The 14,102-nt window shown below is 66.6% G+C and carries 9 protein-coding genes and 1 pseudogene; all 10 read right to left on the bottom strand.

Annotated features, from left to right (window positions below; all coding sequences use genetic code 11):
• Positions 1-20: 20 nt before the first annotated feature.
• Positions 21-1,070, bottom strand: a complete 1,050-nt coding sequence (locus BLW48_RS34150) for a pentapeptide repeat-containing protein (protein WP_093180114.1) — start codon at positions 1,068-1,070, stop codon at positions 21-23.
• Positions 1,067-3,778, bottom strand: a complete 2,712-nt coding sequence (locus BLW48_RS34145) for a DUF2169 family type VI secretion system accessory protein (RefSeq protein ID WP_093180113.1) — start codon at positions 3,776-3,778, stop codon at positions 1,067-1,069. Before BLW48_RS34145 ends, BLW48_RS34150 begins: the two co-directional genes overlap by 4 nt.
• Before the next feature lie 19 nt (positions 3,779-3,797).
• A complete protein-coding gene (locus BLW48_RS34140) occupies positions 3,798-4,226 on the bottom strand; it encodes a hypothetical protein (protein WP_093180111.1) in 429 nt (142 codons plus the stop codon).
• Positions 4,227-4,240: 14 nt separating this feature from the next.
• Entirely contained in the window at positions 4,241-6,610 is a 2,370-nt protein-coding gene (locus BLW48_RS34135; protein WP_093180110.1) for a type VI secretion system Vgr family protein, read from the bottom strand.
• A gap of 20 nt (positions 6,611-6,630) precedes the next feature.
• A complete protein-coding gene (tssH, locus tag BLW48_RS34130; protein ID WP_093180108.1) occupies positions 6,631-9,360 on the bottom strand; it encodes a type VI secretion system ATPase TssH in 2,730 nt (909 codons plus the stop codon).
• A complete protein-coding gene (gene tssG, locus BLW48_RS34125) occupies positions 9,357-10,562 on the bottom strand; it encodes a type VI secretion system baseplate subunit TssG (protein ID WP_093180107.1) in 1,206 nt (401 codons plus the stop codon). Before tssG ends, tssH begins: the two co-directional genes overlap by 4 nt.
• Positions 10,559-12,430 (bottom strand): type VI secretion system baseplate subunit TssF, encoded by a 1,872-nt coding sequence (gene tssF, locus BLW48_RS34120; protein ID WP_093180105.1) that lies wholly within the window; start codon positions 12,428-12,430, stop codon positions 10,559-10,561. The genes tssG and tssF overlap by 4 nt, the downstream gene beginning before the upstream one ends.
• Complete coding sequence (tssE, locus tag BLW48_RS34115; protein ID WP_042673168.1) at positions 12,431-12,958, bottom strand: type VI secretion system baseplate subunit TssE; 528 nt, start codon at positions 12,956-12,958, stop codon at positions 12,431-12,433.
• A gap of 11 nt (positions 12,959-12,969) precedes the next feature.
• Positions 12,970-13,830, bottom strand: a complete 861-nt coding sequence (locus BLW48_RS34110) for a type VI secretion system accessory protein TagJ (RefSeq protein ID WP_093180104.1) — start codon at positions 13,828-13,830, stop codon at positions 12,970-12,972.
• 128 nt (positions 13,831-13,958) lie between these two features.
• Positions 13,959-14,102, bottom strand: a pseudogene (locus BLW48_RS35995) (type VI secretion system tube protein Hcp); the annotation flags it as partial.

The raw sequence follows: 14,102 nt of genomic DNA, 5'->3' as shown, positions 1-14,102 counted from the left end.
AACGGGCAGGCCTGGCGGCATCAGCTCGGCGGACGGATCTCTTGGGCCTTGAACAGCTCCGAATCGTTTTCGATGATGCCACCGCTTCCCGAGAAACGCGCACCTTCGCGCGCGGCCCGATGAAAGCGAGTACGCAAAAAGCGTGCATTGCGCAAATCGGCGCCATGAAGATCGGCATAGGAGAGATCGGCATCGTGCAGATCCGCGTCGCGAAAGCTGGCACCCCTCGCCCGCGCGCGATGGAACACGCTCAGCGGCAGGCGCGAGCGGCTGAAATCGGTACCTTCGAGTTTGGCGTCGGACCAGATCGACTGATCGAAGACGGCATCGCTGCAATTCGCTCCACGCAGATCGGCCTGCGGGAACATGGCTTGGGCGGCATCCGCTCCACTGAAGTTCGCATGGGTCAGCGTGGCGCCCTTGAAATTGCTCTGGGTCAGCACGGCGCCGCTGAAATCGACGCCTGCCATCGCGCTGTCGGTGAACTGGCAGCGCAGGAAGGCGGTGTGCGGCAGGCGCTGACCTTCGAGATTGCACTCCATCAAGATCGAACCATCGCATCGGGCCTGAGCGAACTCCACCGTGCGCAGATCCATGCGAAACAACATCAGGTGCAACAGCTGTGCCCCGCGGCAATCGAGCTGATCGACCCTTGATTCGGTGACGACGATCTGATCGCAAATGCTCGGCTTCAGCACGGCATTCCCGAGTTCGCATCTGGCAAAGGCCACGCGTTCCATTTGGGCTTTCCCGAAATCCGCATGAGCCAGCGAAGATTCGAAGAAGTTGGTGTCCTGCATGAACGCGCGGCCGAGTTGCGCAGCCTCCAACCGACACCGAAACACGCGCACGCCTCTCAAGCTGGCCGCCGACAGGTCTGCCCGGTCGAAGTTGCATTGCGTCAGCGAACTGTCGTCGAGGCTGGCGCCACGCAGATTCGTCAGGCTCAGGTCGACGTGCTCCATCTGCGCCCCCGACAAGTCGACGCCGCTGAGGTCCTGACCCGCGAGACTCGCCTTGACCACCGGTTCGCCATGCCGAATCTTGTCCAGAAGTTCTTCGACTGTCATCGAACCGGCTCAGTCCTTCGTGCGGGCAAGGTCTTGGCTCCTTGGGTGTAGGCGCCGATGAAAGTGGTCGAGCCGTCGATGGCGGCCTGCGACACGTCGGCGCGAAACAGATTGGCATCCTGCAGGCTGGCAAAGCGCAGGTCGGCCTTGGAAAGATTGGCGTCGATGAGATTGGCACCGCGCAACGAGGCTTCGCGAAAGTCCGCGCGAATGAACAGGCTCTCGCCGGCATGCAGTCCCTCGAGCCGCGCGCGCCGCAGGTCGCACTCGGAGAAATCACAGCCTTCGAGGCGCGCCCTCGCGAGATCGGCGCCGACCAATATGGCTCCGCGCAGGCCGCACTGCCTGAGCGAAGCGGCGCAGAACACCGCCTGCACCAGGCTGCAGCCATGGACGAAGGAACAGGTGACGAGGCTGGCCTCGGTGAAGTCGACCCCCTCCCGCGCATCGACGGCGACGAAAGCACAGGCGTTCAGCGAGGCGCGTACGAAGGATGTTCCCTTGAAGCTGCACTCGACCCAGCTCACCTGCTTGAACGCGGCGTCGTCGAAAGCGATGTCTTCCAGTGCCAGCTTCACCATCGCCATCTGCTCCCAGTGCGAGCCGCGCGCATCGCAGCGCGCCCATTCGCTTTCGAACAGATCGGCTTGATTGAACGCGGCCTTCGCCAGCACGCAGGAACGAAAAATGGTCTTGCTGCAACGCGTCTGCACGAAGCTGGCCGCCGTGAAGTTCGCCCCTTCGCATTGCGCGCCGCCCAGATTGGCCTCGTCCAGCCGCGCATCGGTGAGCGAAGCCCGGACAAGCCGCGCCCGCGCAAGCACCGCGCGCGTGAAGTTGCAGCCATCGAGCCGCGCGTCGCTGAAGTCGACGTCTTCGAGGTTCGCTTCCGTGAAGTCGGCACCGCGCAGATCCAGACCCGAGAGGTCGGCGCCGACGAAGTTCATGCCTGCGAAACGACGCTCGCCGCTGGCTGCGGCCTCGAGGCGCCGGCGCAGCCGCCTGGAGCGCAGGCTGCTGGCCGGCGGCGCCGGCTCGAGCAGGTGTGCGCCGTAGAGGTGCCCCATGCGCGCGCTGCGCCCGGCCTGCTCGCGCAGCCGCGCGTTTTCGGCGGCCTCGTCGGATGTGAGGGGGGTCCGGCGCTCTCGCGCCGCTTCTTCCTCGAGGCGCGCGAGGTCACGCAGCAGGCGGTCCGGGTCGAATCGGCGCTGCACAGGCTTGCCGGTCCGCGCCTCCACCTCGGTCATGGCCTTGTCGATGCTCGCCTTGATCTCGTCGGACAGCTGGCGCGGTTCCATCTGCGACAGCGGTGGGATATCGACGTCGGGTTGAACGGCAGCGGGCATCCCGCGCGCGACGGCCTGAGCGCGCCCCTCGGCGCCGCGGGCAAGGGCCGACTCGCGCATCTGCTCGAGGGCTCGATCGGCCTTCTCGGCGAAGTCTGGCAGATCGTCCATGGAGGCAGGCGGATGCAAATCCGGTTCGGACAGGGGCGGCAGATACTGCTCGGGATCCAGGCCCTGCTCCAGCAGGCGGGCGCTCAGGCGTTCGTGCTCGCGCTGCCGGCCTGCGCGCAGGTTGCGCACCAGCGGAAGCGAAGCGATATCGGGCATCTGGTCGCCTGCCCATGGCCCCATGATCGCCTTGGGGACCAGGTCGCTGTCGCGCAGGACCAGCACCGCCTTGGCCGGATCGATGCGCTGCTGCAGCACCTGCTGGTAGTGGGCGAGCGGCCGCGGCTGCCCGCGCAACTCGAGCGCGGGCATGATGTGCTTGACGTCGGCCGCGTCATCCTCTGCGATGGGCGATACACCGTGCCAGACCAGGATGACGCGCTCGGCGTGCGGAAAGAACCAAGCCGTGCTCATGCGCAGCGAAATTTCCGACAGCGCGCCACCATCTTTCTGAAAGCTGGCGAAGCAGCGCGCCTGCCAATCGGGCAGCTGGCCGCGCATCACCGGCTGCCGGGGGTGCATGTTCCACAGTTCGTAGGCGGCGCCCGGAGGCAATTCGCTCTGGCCAGGTAGGCGCTGGTCGGCAGGTGCGGCATTGAAGTAGCGCCAGTCCATGTCCTCGGCGAAACCCGGGTACTCGTGCTGCAGCCACTGCTGGTCGTAGGCGCGCCCCATCAGCGCGAGCCGCTGCGGCCGGTCGGGGGGTATGGCGCCGAAACCCGCAGGCACGATGCGCCGCCCGGGTACGTCCTGACGCGCGCCGGGCAACTCGACATTGGGAAGCCGGCGCGTCTGTACGCCGTTGATCGTTTCATCGAAGCTGCCGATGCCTTCCGGGTTTTCGGGCTCGCCCGGGCCGCCATAGGCATGCGCCCAATCCAGCCTCAGGCGCTCGAAAGGCTGCGCGGGCGTGGCGCGGCCGTCGAGCCAGTAGCGATCACCGCTCACCAGCAACGACTTGGCCTGGCCATGGAAGACGGCCTGGGCCGCGCACAGTGTCTTGTCGTCCTGATGCGCCGTGTACGCATAGCCGCTGACCAGCCACTCCGGCTCGATCTTGGGCACGCCCATGTCCAGCACGTTGCCGGGCCCTATCTCGTCGGCCGCCAGCTTCCAGAGATCCTGGTCGGGCATCAGCAGGGGCTCGGGCGCCAGGCTGGCCATCGCGAAGACCGAGACGCCCAGGAAGTCTCGCCGCTGCCGTCGGAAGGGCCGGGTGATGATGCTCAGGCGAAAGGGCTTGATGGTCTTCATCGGGGGCAGCGCACCTGCTTCAGCGCACCGGCTGATCGATGGCGATCTCGCGCGAGACCGGGTCGAAGCGCAGCTTCACGGAGCGCCCTGGTGCGAAGTCGGCGAGCTTCACCGGGCTGATCGGGGCGACCAGTTCGGTCTCGTAGGCGGTCAGTCCGCCCTCAGGCCGTACCTGGAACTTGAGCCGCACGAGGATATAGATGCGCTCGACCCGCATGGCCGTGTCATAGCTCTCGAGCACCACCCCTACGGCCGGCTGGCCCGTGCGAAGCACTCTTTCGGCGCGATCCGTCCCCATCACCTGGCGGTTGACCACACTCTGCTGATCTATCACGCGGAATACATAGCGCTTGGCCAGCGTAGTCAGCACGGACGGCAGCAGCACGACGACAGCGATGATGACGATCAGATACCAATACTTGGTGAACCACACGACGAAAAGATCCAACACGCGCTCCAGGCTCAGAGATAGACGGTGATGCCCCTGGGGTTCACCCTGATTTGGGAGTAGTCGATTTTTGTCGCCGGGTTGTCCGTCGTGAAAAGCGTCCGGGTGGCGGTATAGAGGCCGATCGCACCGCTGGCGGAATACATGTCGAACTTGTTGATGGCGCCCGTGAGCGAGTAGGCGTTGAAGCCCAGGTTCTGCGCGGCAACGCTGACCACCCTTCCGTTGGCGAAGACGGCGAGCCCGTTGATGCTCACGTTGATCCCGTTGATCCCCATGTTGAAGCCCTTGAAGGCAATGCCCCAGTCCGTGAAGGTCACCTTCTTGGCCGACTTGTCCTCCACGTGAGGGGCATCCAGGATGATCTTGGTCGGCGACTTGACCGAGATGTCTGCCGCGGTGCTTTCCAGGTTCATGGGGCCATCCGTCGTCGCACTCAACGACGTGTTCGCGTGCACCTTTTGTGCCCCCTCGACGAGATAGTCCTCGTCGCCGTGGACCGTCACCTTCTTCCCCTTGGTTTCTTCGGTGTACAGGCCGACCACCTTGGTGGTCTGGGGACCGGCAATGTCTTCCTTGAGCGACGTACCGATGATCCGCTCTTCACCGCTGTCGACCGTGTCCTTGCGCTTGCCGGTGACATGGATGGTCTGGTTGCCGATGACGTCGACCTGCTGGTCGCCGCCATCCACCTTGATGAACTGGTTGCCGCCGTTGACGGTGATCGTCTGCGGCCCGCCCTTGTTCACCGTCAGCGTGTGCGGCCCGTTGACCGTCTCGTTGAGCGAGGTGTTGGTCGTGTAGGTGTCCGCGCCTTCGATCAGCGTCTCGCGCGTGCCGTCCACGGTGTGCGTTTCATTGTTCTCTACGCTGAGGCTGAAGTCCTTCTGCGCGTGCATCTTGATCGACTCGCTGCCGGGGTCGTCGTCGATCACGAAGTGGTTGGCCAGTTCGCCGTCGCCCTTGATGGTGCGGCTGATGAAGCCGCTGACCGTCGCCTTGGCCGGCAGTTCGAGCGGCGGCATCTGGTCGGCGTTGTAGACACGGCCGATGATGATCGGCCGGTCGGGGCAACCGGCGATGAAATCGACGATCACTTCCTGCCCCACGCGCGGGTGGTTCACCGCGCCGAAGTTGGAGCCCGCCCACGCGCTCGACACACGCACCCAGCACGAGCTGTCCTCGTTGCGCTGGCCGTAGCGGTCCCAGCGGAACTGCACCTTCACGCGGCCGTACTTGTCGATCCAGATGTCTTCCCCGGGCGGGCCCACGACCGTGGCGGTCTGCGGGCCGTGCGTGGTCGGCATCCGCGTGACGCGCGGCGCGCGGAACGGAAACGACGTGGGCTGCACGTCGAAGTCGAAGCTGTAGAGACCGTCGGGGCTGCCGGTGGCATAGCCGCCCTCGCGCAGGTTGTACGTCACCGAGACGATCAGGTATTCCTTGTTGTCCTCGTCGCGCGGCGCGTTCTGCATGCTGAAACGGTAGCCGGGCGCCATGCCGCGCACGTTGGAGTGACCGGTGTCGACCTCGGCCTGCGCCTGCGCTTCCTCGAGCCGTATGCGCGCGTAGTGCTCGCCATCCCCGGCGTCGCTGTAGCCGCCGAGCCACTCGTACATCTCGTAGCGGCCGTGATCGTTCTCCCGCGGCTGGCTGCGCGTGTTGAGCAGGTCGGCCTTGGGCTTCTTGAAGTCGAAGTCGTCGACCACGAAGGTGCCGGGGCGAATCTCCTCGGTCACCTCCCACTGGTCGATCACTTCGCGGCCCGTCTCGCCCGCGCGATCGGTGGCGAGGTAGCCGATGCGCGGGTAGCCCGGCAGCGTGTCGTGCGCACCCATGTCGTCGGCCAGCACCAGCGTGTGCTGGTTCTTCTCGTGCTTGAAGTAGTAGTAGATGCCCTCGTGCTCCATCAGGCGGCTCACGAATGCGAAGTCGGTCTCCTGGTACTGCACCGAATAGTCGCGCTGGCGGTAGGTGGCGCTGAGCTTCTTCTCGAACGCGAACCCGTACTCGCCGAGCACTTCGTCCAGGATGTCGACCACCGACTTGTTCTGGAAGATCTTGCAATCGCTGGTGCGCGTGAGATACCAGAGCCAGGGCCGCACCAGAGCCCGATACACCACATAGCGCGACGAGCTCTCTTCGCGGCCGATCATCGTGAAACGCGTGATCTGCCCGTTGAGGTAGCGCGGCGTCCCGTCGATCGTCACGATCTCGAGAGTGAGCGGCTTGCCGAGCACCGCCTTCATGTCGACGGAAGTGTTGGGGCTCAGCAGGTCCACTTCGAACTCGAAGAGCTCCGACAGCCCTTCCTTGCCGTGCATCGAACGGAACAGCAACTGGTCCGGTGCAAGCGGCGTGTGTGCAGTGACGACTCTGGCCATGTGGTGCTCCCTTTCTGCGCTCAATGTTCGAAGAATTCGTAGCGGAAGTCGTCATCCGCCGCACTCAGTTGCACACTCGCGAGCTTGCGCGCACTGACCGTGGCCCCGATGACTTCCTCGCTCAGCCTCGGAAGGATCGTGTGCGTGAGGATCGCGTCGATCATCCGGCCGCCCGATTCGATGGCGGTGCAACGGCGCGCGACGAGTTCGACGGCGCTGTCGTCGTAGGCCAGTGCGATGCCGTGGTTCGCCTGCAGGCGCGTCGCGATGCGATCGAGCTGCAGACGGATGATGCGATGCAACGCCTCTGCGTGCAACGGGTAATAAGGCACTACAACGAGGCGGCCGAGCAGCGCGGGCGCGAACACCTTGAGCAGCGGCTCGCGCAGTGCGGCAGCCAGCGGCTCGGGGTCGGGGCGCAGGGTCGGGTCTTCGCACAGTTGCATGACCAGGTCGGTGCCGACGTTGGAGGTCATGATGATCACGGTGTTGCGGAAGTCGATGTGGCGGCCCTCGCCGTCTTCCATCCAGCCCTTGTCGAAGACCTGGAAGAAGATCTCGTGCACGTCGGTGTGCGCCTTCTCGATCTCGTCGAGCAGCACCACGCTGTAAGGCCTGCGGCGCACGGCCTCGGTGAGCACGCCGCCTTCGCCATAACCCACGTAGCCGGGCGGTGCGCCCTTCAGCGTGGAGACGGTGTGCGACTCCTGGAACTCGCTCATGTTGATGGTGACGAGGTTCTGTTCTCCGCCGTACAGCGCTTCGGACAATGCCAGCGCGGTCTCGGTCTTGCCCACGCCCGAGGGGCCGCACAGCAGGAACACGCCGACGGGTTTGTTGGGGTTGTCGAGCCGTGCACGCGCGGTGCGGATGCGGCGTGAGATGGTCTCCAGCGCGTCGGGCTGCGCGACCACGCGGGCCGAGAGAATTTCGCCGAGCTTCAGCACCGACTGCGCGTCGTCGCGCACCATGCGGCCGATGGGGATCCCGGTCCAGTCGGCAACCACGGTGGCGATCGCCTGCGCATCGACGGCGGCGAGGATGAGCGGCGATTCGCCCTGCAGTTGCACGAGCTTGTCTTGTGCTTCGTTGAGTTCGGCGCGGATTTCCTCGGGCGTGCGCTGGGGTTCAGCGGGCGGTGTGTCGACATCCGCATCGACATTCGCCTCGCCGGCTTCTGCCGTCTCCGCCTGCACCGGCACCGCCGCCGGCGACAGCTGCTTGCGCAGCGCCACGATGCGTTCGACCAGCGCGCTTTCTTCCACGCGCCGCGTCTCCAGCAGATCGAGCTCGGCCTGCGCCGCAGCCACCTGGACCGCGATGTCTTCCACGCGCTGATGCTCGCCCACGCCAATGGCTGCCTCGCGCCCCGCGATGCCCGACTCGATGCCCAGCACCTCGATGCGGCGCTGCAGGTCTTCGATGGCGGCGGGCAGTGCGTGCTGGCTCAGCGCCACGCGCGCGCACGCCGTGTCGAGCAGGCTCACGGCCTTGTCGGGCAATTGCCGCGCGGGAATGTAGCGGTGCGACAGGCTCACGGCCGCTTCGAGTGCGGCATCGAGAATGAGCACGCCGTGGTGCTTCTCCAGCTCGGCCGAGATGCCGCGCAGCATGATCACCGCCTTGGGCTCGGTGGGCTCGTGCACCTGGATGGTCTGGAAGCGCCGCGTGAGCGCCGGGTCTTTCTCGATGTACTTCTTGTACTCCGACCAGGTGGTCGCGCCGATGGTCCGCAGCCGCCCACGCGCCAGCGCCGGCTTGAGCAGGTTGGCCGCGTCGCCGGTGCCGGCCGTGCCGCCTGCGCCCACCAGCGTGTGCACCTCGTCGACGAAAAGCACGATGGGCTTGGGACTCTTCTCGACCTCGTCGATCACCTGGCGCAGGCGCTGTTCGAATTCGCCCTTTACGCCCGCACCAGCCTGCAGCAGCGTGGGGTCGAGCACCCACAGCGACACGTCTTTCAGCGAAGGCGGCACGTCGCCCGCGGCGAGGCGCGAGGCCAGGCCTTCGACCACCGCCGTCTTGCCGACGCCGGCCTCGCCGGTCAGCAGCGGGTTGTTCTGGCGGCGGCGCATCAGGATGTCGATGATCTGTCGGATCTCGTCGTCGCGGCCGTAGACCGGGTCGAGCTCGCCTGCGCGTGCCTTGGCGGTGAGGTCGCTCGCATACTTGGCGAGCGCCGAACCACCTGCCGCGGGGCTATCGCCTTGGTGGTGCGCGGCAGCGGCTGCGCCGCCGGCCGCGACGCCGCTTGGTGCGGCATCGAAGTCGTCTTCAGGCGAGCCTTCGGTCCACGCAGCGAGCTGCGCCACCAGCACGTCGGGCACGATCTTGTCGAACTCGCGCGAGATGCCCGAGAGCACCTGGCGCAGCCCCGGCGTCTTGATGATGCCCGCGAGCAAATACGCACCGCGGATCGAGGTAGCCTCGAAGCGCAGGCTCGCATAGACCCACGCGCGCTCGACGGCGTTGTCGACGTGCTCGGAGATGTCGCTGATCGACGTGGCACCGTGCGGCAGCCGGTCGAGCGCGCGCACGAGGTCTTGCTCGACCGCGTCGAGGTTGAGCCCCGCGCGCTTGATGATGCGCAGCATGTCGCTGTCCTGCAGCTGCAGGATCTGGTGCAGCCAGTGCACCAGCTCGACGTAGGCATTGCCGCGCAGCTTGGCGAAGGCGGTAGCGGTCTCCAATGCCTTGTAGAGCATCGGATTGAGTTTCGAAAAGAGAGAGACGCGGCGGATGTCGGTCATAGAGCCATGGAGGAAGATGCGGGCGCGGCAACGGGTGCCGCCGATGCGGAACGGGAAAACAATGCTTCGGGCTGGAACACCATGTCGCCGGCGTCGGTGTCCGACAGGCGCGTGCCGAGCCAGCTGCCCCAGCCGAGGCGCTGGTTGCTGTTGAGCCGCATGCCGTGCGCGTCCTGCTTCTTGAGCACGAGCCGCAGGTCCCACGCGAACTCGATGCCGACGTACTGGCGCACCCAGTCGACCACTTGCTGCAGTCGCTTGCTGCCCGGCAGGAACTCGCGGAACTCTTCCTGCGAGAGCGGCCCGAGTTCGAGGCGGAACTTGCTCTGCGCATCGCGCACCGCAAGGCCGATGGTGGCGCCGCCGCCGAGCCGGTGGTTGCGGCCGGTGATGCCGATGCGGCTGACCTGACGCTCGTCGATCATCACCCAGTCGCTCACGAACTCATCGACGCGCACGGGCACGTTGAAGTAGAGCTTGAGGATCTGGATCAGGCCCTCGGGGTTGCGCGTCTGGCGCACGAGATGACCCGCCATGAAGGTGCGCGCATGGTCGGCGATGCGGTCGCGCTCCTTGAGGCCGGGCTGCCCCATGTTCATGAGGCTGGCCACGTAGTCGACGAAGCGATGGCCGTCGGGGCGGTCGAGGCTGTTGACTGACTGCGCATCGGCCCAGGCCCGGTAGAACAGCAGGATCAGCCGGTGATGGAACAGGTCGGCGAACGCGCTGATGGTGTTGTCGGCGTGATGCCGCTTGCGTTCGCGCGCGTACTCCGTCAGGTGCAGCGGCAGCGGACCGTTGGGGCCGAACAGGCCGAAGCCGTAGATCGAGATACGCGGCGGGCCGTCGCTGTCGACATCGACGCCCGACACATTCGAGGGCGCGAAGGCCATCGAGGGCTCTTGCCCGAGGCGCAGCGGTTCGTCGAGCGGGCGCGGCGCGCGGCCCAGCAGCGGATGATCGCCCTGCGCGTCGAGCCGGCGCAGCAGCATGAACAGGTCGTGCTCGAAGGGCTGCTCGACCAGCTTGGCCCAGAGCACTGGATCGGCCTGCGGTACGCCGCGCCGCGCCGCGGCACCGTACGCAGGTTGCACAGGCTGCGCGATGTCGTGGCGAGCCTCGGCCGCATCCAGCACCTCCTGGGCCTCCTCAGTCAGCGCTGCGGCCTGTTGCATCCCGTCGGTGAAGCCGGTTTCGCTCATACGGCGGGGCGGCGTCCCACGCGCGGAGTCCACCGCGCGATCTCGCCACGCTGCAGGCTGGACAGCGCGAACTCGGTGAACGCATTGAGCGACACATGCCGGCTGAAGAACTGCTCCAGCACGGCGCCGAAAAGATACGGGCTCGCGCCCGAGAACGCGACCTCGTCGATCTTCAGCGCAATCTCCACGCCGCGCCCGAACACGATGGGGCCCGGCTCCGGCAGGCGACGGAATACCGGCGCCAGCGCCATCGAACGCACGCCCTGGATCTGGCGGCGCACCGAAGGGTCGGCGAGGTTGCCGTACAGGTCGAGCATCTCGCGCAGCGCGGCCGCGCCCTGCGTCGCATCGATGTCGGTAAGACTCAGGTAGTTGAGGCCGAGGTGGCTGATGAGACGCCACGTCAGCGCGCCTTCGGCCAGTGCGGGGTACGGCCGCGAAGGCCCGCGCAGGATGCGGATCGATCGCACAGGCGCCGATACGCGCAGCGTGAAATCTGACTCGAGCCCGGTCGGCAGCAGCAGCGGCAGGTCGCGGTTGGTGCACAGCGCGTCGAGCGTGATGTGCCGCAGGCTGTGCGGAAACGGCGCGTCGTGCTGGTCGACCAGCGACACATAGACCTCACTGCCGGTGTAGCTGGTGCGCGTGCCCTGGGCGCGTGCGCGGTCCGACACCAGGCGCGGCTCGCGGCGCAGCGAGAAGTACGCGCCGAAGTCGCCGTCGTCCGCCGCGAACGAACCGAGGAAGGGCCGGAACTCGCGCTCTTCCGAGCCGTTGGCCATGTGGCCGGTGACGCGCTCGACGGTGAAGATTTCGAAGTCGCGCGGGCGCGTGCGATCGATCACCGCGTGGTGCTCGTGCTGGCCCGGCCCCACCGGAATGCGGTCACTGCGGCGCGGCACGAGGTTGATGATGGGCGTGCAGAACAGCGAGAAATGCTTGGCGTCTACCAGCCGTTCGAGGTCGCCGTCGGCGCGGTCGAGCAGGATCACGATCTCCATCGTGGTGCCGCCCATGGCCTGCACCGCCGCGCGCAGCTTGTTCACGCTGAAGAACAGGTAGCGGTCGGGAAACGCGAAATACTCGTGCAGCAGGCGGTAGCCCTGGAAGGAGCGCGCGTCGTAGGGCAGCAGCGCCTGGTCGGGGTCGAAGCCCTCGTGCCTGATGGCCTCGTCGCCCAGCGGCACGATGCGCGCCGTGCTGCCCGGTCCGCTGCGGCACACGACGCCGATGCTGTGGTGCGCCGCGAGTTCGAGCACGCGCAGCGCATGCAGCTCCGCACCCGAAAGAAAGAACTCGAGCCGGTCGAGCGGCATGTCGGCAAAACGCGCACCGCCCACCGCTTCGAGCTTGATGGTGATGGCGCTCTTCGCCTGCCGCGCAGCCATGGGCATCGCATGCGCGATTTCCGCGGGCACCGGGCCGATGCCCGCGTCGGCGATGCGAATGGGCCACAGCGTGACGGCATGGCCGGTGCGGAACTCGCAGGCTGTCTGCTCGCCCTTGATCATTCGCCCGCGCAGGATGGTGTGGCGCGGCAGCTCGTAGCCAGCCTTCAGCGAGCCTTCGTTGAGGTTGCCGTCGATCTGCACCACGGCCATCGCGGGCAGCGGCGCGAGGAAGTTGGGGTACACCACTTCGAGCAGCCGCTGCGAGAAGCGCGGAAACTCCGCGTCCATCTTGAGCTGGATGCGCGCGGTGAGAAAGCTGAAGCCTTCGAGCAGGCGCTCCACGTACGGGTCGCTGACCTCGATGCCGCGCATGCCGAGGCGGCCCGCGATCTTCGGGTAGCGCTGCGCGAACTCGGCCCCGAGCTCGTGCATGTAGGTGAGCTCGCGGTTGTAGTAGTCGAGCAGCCTGGCATCCATTCAGAGGCCTCCGGTGGGCCGCAGCACCATGTGCCCGCTTTCGAGGTCGAGCTCCGAGCGCAGGATGAATTCGATCGGGTACGGCACCGACCACAGCGTGCCGCGGATCTCCAGCGCGAGCAGGTTGTGGTGTTCGAGATCGGTGGCGTCGGTCACGCAGCGCACGTCGATGCTGTCTTTCATGATGCGCGGCTCGAAGTCGATGATGGCCGAGCGGATGGCCGCTTCGACGTCCGCGAAGTCGACCTCCGACATGCGGCCGCCGGCCCAGCCGCGCACGCCGAAGTTCAGCACCGAGCGGCGCGCGCGCGGCATGGTGTTGATGTTGTGGTCCGCACCGAAGTTGGTGGTGTTGAGCAGCCACTGCAGGTCACGCAACACCGAGTCGCGCAACAGCCTGCCGCTCATGAGGAAGGCGCCCGCGCGCTCCTGGCGGGTCTGCGGCGTCTTGTCGGTGAGGCGGTCGAGCAGCACCGGCTGCAGGCGGTCGCGCGCGACGCTTTCCTGCTGGTCGCCGTCGGTGTCCATGATGCTGCTCATCAGGTCGCGTCCTCGCGCGAGAACTCGATGAGCCGCAGGTCGAGCAGCGAATGGTCACCGGCCTCGCTGATCAGCGTGCGCTGGCCGAGGCCCGCGTATTGATCTTCGCCGGCCAGCGGCAGCCAGTCGGTGCGGCGGCCCAGTGTGGTTTCGTCGTCGAGGCCTTCGAGCGAGCCCGGATAGCGCACCGGCACCAGGCCGTTGAGCGCGCGGCCATCGTGCAGCTCGAATTCAGCTGGCGCCCACAGCAGGTCGACCAGGTGTTGCGGCCGCGAGAACTTGATGCGACGCACTTCGGGCAGGGGCAGCCATGCATAGCCCGAGGGCGTGAGCAACTCCAGCACCGCGCCGATGCGCACGTCGCCGTCGCACAGCCACGCGAAGATGCTGCGCTCCACCGGTTCGCCGTCGAGCGCCTGCACGGCGCGCGAATCGGAGCGGTCGACGCTGGTGAGCGCGCCATGCAAGGCGGGCGCGGCCTGCCGCGCGGTCTCGCGCAGGGCGGCGGCTTCCTCGGCCCGGTCGGCCGGCAGGGCCGCGGCGGCGATCAGCTGTTCGACCCATTCCGCGTTGCCGCAGACGATGGCCGGAGCGCGTCCGCCGGACCAGAAGTCGCTGCGGTGCCGTTCGCCCGAAAGCGCCATCGAACAGGTGACGCTGGCGGGAGTGAAAGTGGGGTCGAGCTTGGTGGCGAGCTTGAGCTGGTCTTCAGCCCGCTGCCATTCGCCGCGCAGCGCGAGGAAGTGACACAGGGCAAGACGCAAGCTTGCATTCTGGGGATTGGCGCGGATCTGCCTCTGTACCCATTCGGTGTGCTCGGCCACGGAGCGTTCGCCCAGCACTGCAAACCCATCGCCCATGAAGCTTCCTCGCTGACTGAATGGCACACGGCGCGAAAGGCCTGTGTGCGAAGGACGGCCGTGGAGGCCGTCGGGAAAAACGTCGCGGCCGGCCCGCTGGGCCGGCCGCGCATCGGGGAAAAAGGAAATCAGGCTTCCTTGTTTTCCTTGATGTTCCAGCCCAGCACCGTCTCGGCACCCTTGCCGCCCTTGTCGGTCTGTTCCCAGTACTGCTGCTTCACCTTCGCGGCCTGGAAGGCGTACTGCACGAACACGGCGTCCGAACCCTGCTC

The organism is Variovorax sp. YR266, from assembly GCF_900107295.1.
Classification (GTDB): domain Bacteria; phylum Pseudomonadota; class Gammaproteobacteria; order Burkholderiales; family Burkholderiaceae_C; genus Variovorax.
The sequence above is the reverse complement of the archived record's forward strand: the minus strand, read 5'-3'. Positions and strand labels throughout refer to the sequence as shown.